Raw genomic sequence first — 6015 nt, 5'->3', positions numbered from 1 at the left:
AGGCGATTGGGGCCCGTGGGGGCTGGCGGTCGGATCGTTGATTGCCATCTTCGAAGCAGCCACGGTCCTCGTGCTGCGTGCGCATTACACGATGGACGTTTTCACCGGGATCGTCTGCGCCCTGTGGGTCTATTCTCTCGGCGGCACCGTCGCGCCGTGGGTAGACGCGACCATCCGCAACTGGGTCGGGTAAGGACGACCGCAACTCCTCTCCCCGTGCCCTCGGCCTGAGCTCGGGTCGAAGGTGGGAGAGGGCAGGGTGAGGGGCCGGGAATAAACGGTATCGAAATGTCACGCACTCCCGATCATCGCGAAACGCCGCTGCCATTCCATCCGAACGAACCGTCGTTCAACCGCACCAACGCCCTCTACCTGGCGCACGCGTCGGACGTTGCCTATCACCGCTCCCCTGGTCGTGCCGCTGACGAGCGGCTGGGGCTGAAGACGGTTGCGTTCCGCCACAAGGTCACGCGTACCCGTGGGTTTCTGGGCGTTTGCGACACGCACGCCATCCTCGCCTTCCGCGGCACGGATCCCGTGACGCTGCCCAACTGGCTGACGGACGTCGTCGTGCGGCTGGTCGAGTGCGGCGAATACGAAGGCCGCGTCCATCACGGATTCAGTTCCGTGCTCCGCCGCAGTTGGGGCCAGATCGAAAGCATTCTGGAAGAAGCGCAGGACAAGCCGCTGTTCGTCACCGGCCATTCGATGGGCGGCGCCTTGGCAGTGCTGACCGCCTGGCGCCTGGCAACGCTGGGCCGCCCGCCGGTCGCGACATATACGTTCGGCGCGCCGCGCGTCGGCGATGCGACCTTTTGTTCCGGCTACGCGCTGCCCACCTACCGCGTTGTCAATCGCCTCGACATCGTGCCCGAAGTGCCGCTGACGTCGGTCAAGCGGCTGCTGCCCAAACGGGCCTTATCGACAGATCAAAAGCTGCTTCGCCGCCTGAAGGAGATGGCCGAGCAAGCTCCCTGTTACGGCCATGTGAACACGCTCGTGTACATCGATCGCGACGGCGCCATCACCCTCGACGCCGACATCGAACCCTGGCACAAGCAAGCCGTCGCCCGCGCCATCGCCACTCGCGGCAAAAGCTTTCTACAAGGCATCACCGACCACCTCATCTCGAACTACATCCACGGCCTCGAGCAGCGGCAGATCAGCCACCCTCCCCCCAGCCCCAGCCGCCGCACCCGCGCACGGTGACCTAACGGCCCTCAGCCTCGGGCCTATTGCGGACCCATCACGCGAGCCCACCAGGCGTCGAAACAAGCCGCAGTCTCATCCTGCATTTCCCCGAGCCTTCGTCCGACCCTCTTCATCGGAAGCTCGACGAGTGCCATAATGCCAATCCTGTTCAAAAAATGCCCCCGTAGCTCAGGGGATAGAGCAACGGTTTCCTAAACCGTAGGTCGCAGGTTCGAATCCTGCCGGGGGTATCTTAACTGCTGCTCAGTTTAATCACGTGACAACCGGGCAGACCTAGGAGCCGGTCTAGCGGCACCAGTCGAATGAGCGACGCGCCGTTGTCGCCGGCCCGCGTCTCGCGAAAATCGTTGCTCAACACAAACGAGCGCAGCCGGTCGGACTTAACCAGCAGCGCTTGCTGGCCGACCACGATGGCCCACCAGGCCGCGGTGCTCGTGACAATCCCGCTCGGCTGATTGCGGTACGCGATTTCGATGGCCACGTTGCCGGTCGTGGCCGCCTGCCGGTCGTGCTTCACTTCCACCGCGCATTGCAACAGCAAGTCGTAGTCGGCCCGGGCAATCGTGCGAAACGGTTCCCAGCCGCGGCCACGGAACCACTCGGCCACGGCCAGCTCGGCATGGTCGCCGGCTGCTTTGGCCAGGATCCATTGCGGGGAGTCGGCGGGCGTCATGCGGCACCGCCTTTGCGTATGGCTTCCCAGCGCGAGCGTTCGGGCGAGCCGGCCGCCAGCCAGGCCCGCAACTCTTCGACGCTCCAGCGCACCGCCCGGCCGAGCCGGATCGGCTTCGGCAGCCGGCCGCTGGAGTTGAGCGCCCAGAGATGCCGCTCGCTGACGTTGAGGAATCGGGCCACGCCAGCAGCGGGCAGGGCAAGCGCGGGCGTGCTCTCCGCTGGCTTAGCCACCGGGATGCTACTCATGGCACACCGCCTTGGCCGGCAATCAACAGCAGCGGCGCCGGCTCGGGGCTACTAGCGCCCATTGGCCACCCCCGGCATGTTCGTCGGAGCAATGGCATCTCGCGAAGGGGTGCCAGCGCTGCGCTCCAACTGCTCGGCCGTCACCAGCAAGATGCCCAGCCGTCGGAATTCTGCCTGAAGCGCTCCGATGCGGCGGCGGAGTGCGGCCGCGCTTGGTAGGCAGGCGGTGGGATCGAAGCCACGTTTTCGCATTGTTAATCCTCCAAGAACACGAAGTGTGTTTGGGGATTACAACACGCCGGGGCGGATCAAATCTCGGTCAAGAGATAGGTCATTTTTGACCCAATTCTGATAGTCGGGCCTCGTTGTCTTGGCGGATTATCCGATAACTGTGGCGCCTCAATTTGCTGTTGAGCGGCTTGCAAATCGAGTTGAACGCATTATCGCATGGTAGCGACCAATCAATCAGAACGTCCGCGGCCATGTCGGCCAACTTGCACCTGCCGCCGCCTTCAATCAGCATCTCGACCACTCGCCGCTGTTTGCCCTTAAAGTGCCCCGCCACGAATGTCGACAACGCCATAAATCTATCCGTAGTGCGCTGGGCGCCAGTGACGCTTCCGGCCGGCTTGGCGCCTGCTGCCGGGTCGGCCGGACCGTTGACGGTCTGGACGGTTGCACCACCCGTGCCTATTGCCGGCTGGCCGCTGTTGGTTTGCGGCTGGGCCGCTTCGGCGCGTGACAATGCCCGATGGTATTCCCAAATGACTTCCGCGCGAAGATTGTCGAAATCAAACCGGGGCCGGCTCGCGATTTCCCTGAAAATCTCGTGCAGATACGGCCGGTATGGAGAGTCTTTTGGGTGTTCGGCGTACCACGCACGACGGCGCGTAATCTCGCGCACCACATCGTCGGGAACGAAGCTATGGCACACATTCAGCAAGGACCAGCATACCCGGACCGCGAGTGAGTGCGCGCAGGGGGCCGCGAGATCCTCGCCCCAAAACGATGTACTCGCCGGACCCGCTCGGACGGCCGCGAACGCGCCTTCGACGTCATCCGGCATGGCTTGCACCGCCCGCTCGACACAGAACTCCAAAGCCGTAAGGCAACTCATTCGGCCATCGTCGCTGTTGGAATCGATTTTGTGTTTCGACACTAGCGCGGCCGCGAAAATCGCGCCGCCGCGAAGCTCATCATGCGCTTTACGAAGATCGTCGATCGACACGCCCATGCTGATGCCATTATGTGCCGCTTCGGCTGAAGGGCTGCTATTTACCGGGCCTACTGGTGCGGCGGTAGCTCTGGCCACGGCAGCAGTGGCATCCATTGCGGCAAACTGCGATTCCAGGCGGGCGATGTCCGCCGAGAGTTCAACCCATGCGACTTCGCCAAGTCGCTTCAGCTCTTCTGCCGGCAATGCGACCATCCAAGCGGGAACGCCGGCCTTAGCGTAGAGCGCGCCGAGTACCATGCCGATATCGTCGGGGCTGCAAACGTGGCCGGCCACCGTGAACACCACGTCGAGCCGACCGGCGACATCGCCGGGGCTACCTGGCGGATATGCCTCTGTCCCCCGCGCGGTAGTGTTCCAGGTTATGCGGCCGTTGACGCTGGCGGCCGCCTCAGTCATCGAATTGTGGATGATGTAGGCCAAAAAGCGGCTGGCGCCTTGGCAGGCCGATGGCACTTGCTCCGCGACTGGGGCCGGCAGCAGGATCGGTGTCCCGCTGCGCCAAGTAATTGTTGCGTGTTCCTGCTGCATGAGGTCCGCCAACACGTCCATTAGCTCGACAACCGTCGATGCCAGTTTGCCGTGGTCGCCCCTTCGTGCAAGCTTTGGCAACCCCGCTACCCGCTGATAGGCAGACCAGACGTTGCCGCGCAACCGTTCAAGTGCTGCGACCTGCGCGTTCCGCAGCGCCGCCACGTGCTCGTTAACACAAGCCACCGGACGTTCCCCCTCTTGAGCGCGGTCGACAGGTTGGGCAATGGCCCTTACCTTTTCGTATTCCCAAACCACTTCCGCGCGGAGATTGTCGAAATTGAACGGCGGCCGCCGCGCAATCTCTTCGCTGATTTCCTTGAGGTGCGACTCATACGGCCACGGCCCATTCACATACGCATGAGCATCGAACTTCCCATCCTTGGTTCCGAAAATTTCGCCTTTGGATTGGTTCTGAATAACTCCTCGGCATGTCCACGCAAATTGTAAGAGGATCGTTTCTGCCAGCGCGTGCGCATCGGCAGCCGCCAATTCCTTGCCCCAAAATGACGCGCTGGCAACACCTGGCCGGACTGCCGCATACACACCACCGTTATCCACCCGTTCGCCGCGCGGGGCGCAGCATCCCTCAAGCTTCGCGAGCAAAGCAACGCCATGTTGCCTGTATGTCTCATGGTCGAGCATTCCGAAAAACGGCGCCTCCGGGTCTGTGCATTGGCTTGCGAAATAAGAGAACTGATGCGCCGCCCGTAGCCAGCCGCACAGTTTTGTATGTTCGCCGCGCAGATCGTCAATTGACACATCCATGCTCACAGCCCTTGCGAGAAAAGGGGCCGGGCCGGGCGAGAATGCGAGGGTACGGACAGCGAGGAAGCACGCTGCGCCCGGTCCGCGTTGGGCCGGCGGTTTCGAACCCGCCAAGCCACCCCGATGCCCTTTAGTGTATTGCAGGCCGTGCGAACGGCTAGGGCGAGTATTGGCCATTTGCGGCCGCTGCTTCGCCGGGTAAGCCGCGGCATAGGGGTTTTTGCGCGGGTGCTCGTGGGTTTCGCGGTTCCGCCGGCCGCCGACGTTCGATGACCCCCTATGTTTTTTTTCGCCAAGAATTGCGTGCGATGCCGTGGCGGTCGCCAATGGGCCGTCCGCCGACAAAGCCGATGCCCCCTCTTAGGATGCACGGCGGGCAGCCAAGCCGGCCCAAATTGTCAGCGGCAATAAAACTTCCAATTGTGCGGAACTACGCGCGCAGCGGCCACGCGGTCGCCAGATACCGCTAGCACCAAAAACGGATGCCCGCCCCTACCCACCCGCGCGGGCCAACAAAAAATTTCAAAACCCGTGAAAAAATGCGTGTTGCGGGACGGCGGTCACCAAAACCGAGTTGCCGGCAAAGCGCGATAGCCCCCTATGCCATAACTTGCGGCGGTGGCTGAATGACCGCCAAGCGGTAGTCAGCAGCCGGGCCGGCCATGATGGTGGCCCCCCTTGCGCCCAAGGATGCACACGTCCAACCCGACAACACGGCTCCCCATCGGGCCGGCGGGGGGCCAAGAGGGACCCAAGCAAGCCGCGGCCCGTCGACGGCTGGCCAGGCCAAGTCATGCGTCCCGTCGGCTTTTGGCGAAAGAATCCCGTGGGGTGGTGGTGATGATGTAGGTGGCGTGCTTGGGGCCTCCCCACCCCGTCGCCCGGAATCGAACATAGGCCAAGCCATGCCAAGCGTTTGCGAGCGCCGGATAACGGACGCCGACGGAGCTATTCTAGCCGTCTTCCCGGGCAGCGTGGGTTAGTTGGGCGAACCTGTGGGCGGGGCCGTCAGTAGCCGTGGTCGATGTTGGCCTGCTCCGCGGCAATTGCCACGCGGCAGCCGGCAAGCTGGACGCGGGGGTGAGCATTCGGCGCCAGGGCCGCGGCCAAGACGTGCTCAAAGATGGCTTGGCCTTTGGCGTCGGGCTCCAGCCAGCCGGCGCGGATTGCTCGGCCGACTAAGCTGCAATCGCCGGGCGTAAGCGTACGGCTCCCCCAGCCCCCTAGCAGTCTGGGGCCAGCGGTCGCCTCGGCTCGTCGCCGTTCTCGTTTCCGCTTGCGTCGGCTTGTCATGCCGCATTGTACCCGGGGCTTCGTAAATCGAGCGCGTCGGGCCGGCGGGTTTTTTC

7 protein-coding genes and 1 tRNA gene are annotated in these 6015 nt (G+C 63.4%); 3 read left to right on the top strand and 5 right to left on the bottom strand.

All coding sequences use genetic code 11. The annotated features are described in order from the left end of the window. From VGG64_07740 to VGG64_07730, 3 genes are all read left to right on the top strand, one after another. A partial coding sequence (locus tag VGG64_07740; GenBank protein HEY1599476.1) for a hypothetical protein occupies nt 1-193 on the top strand: 193 nt, incomplete at its 5' end. A 95-nt stretch (nt 194-288) separates the two neighbouring features. Next, nucleotides 289-1209 (top strand): lipase family protein, encoded by a 921-nt coding sequence (locus VGG64_07735; protein HEY1599475.1) that lies wholly within the window; start codon nt 289-291, stop codon nt 1207-1209. A 160-nt stretch (nt 1210-1369) separates the two neighbouring features. Next, a tRNA-Arg gene (locus tag VGG64_07730) sits at nt 1370-1442 on the top strand. Nucleotides 1443-1444: 2 nt separating this feature from the next. Here VGG64_07730 and VGG64_07725 read toward each other — a convergent pair. From VGG64_07725 to VGG64_07705, 5 genes are all read right to left on the bottom strand, one after another. Next, entirely contained in the window at nt 1445-1885 is a 441-nt protein-coding gene (locus tag VGG64_07725) for a hypothetical protein (GenBank protein ID HEY1599474.1), read from the bottom strand. Further along, the gene (locus tag VGG64_07720) at nt 1882-2133 is read right to left on the bottom strand and encodes a helix-turn-helix domain-containing protein (protein HEY1599473.1); all 252 of its coding nucleotides are present in this window, start codon (nt 2131-2133) and stop codon (nt 1882-1884) included. The genes VGG64_07725 and VGG64_07720 overlap by 4 nt, the downstream gene beginning before the upstream one ends. 51 nt (nt 2134-2184) lie before the next feature. Next, complete coding sequence (locus tag VGG64_07715) at nt 2185-2385, bottom strand: hypothetical protein (GenBank protein ID HEY1599472.1); 201 nt, start codon at nt 2383-2385, stop codon at nt 2185-2187. A gap of 79 nt (nt 2386-2464) precedes the next feature. Next, a complete protein-coding gene (locus VGG64_07710; GenBank protein HEY1599471.1) occupies nt 2465-4666 on the bottom strand; it encodes a hypothetical protein in 2202 nt (733 codons plus the stop codon). 1008 nt (nt 4667-5674) lie between these two features. After that, a complete protein-coding gene (locus VGG64_07705; protein ID HEY1599470.1) occupies nt 5675-5959 on the bottom strand; it encodes a hypothetical protein in 285 nt (94 codons plus the stop codon). Between the last annotated feature and the right edge of the window lie 56 nt (nt 5960-6015).

The sequence above is a fragment of the Pirellulales bacterium genome, assembly GCA_036490175.1.
In the GTDB taxonomy this organism is placed as follows: domain Bacteria; phylum Planctomycetota; class Planctomycetia; order Pirellulales; family JACPPG01; genus JACPPG01.
This window is presented reverse-complemented; position numbering and strand designations above follow the sequence as displayed.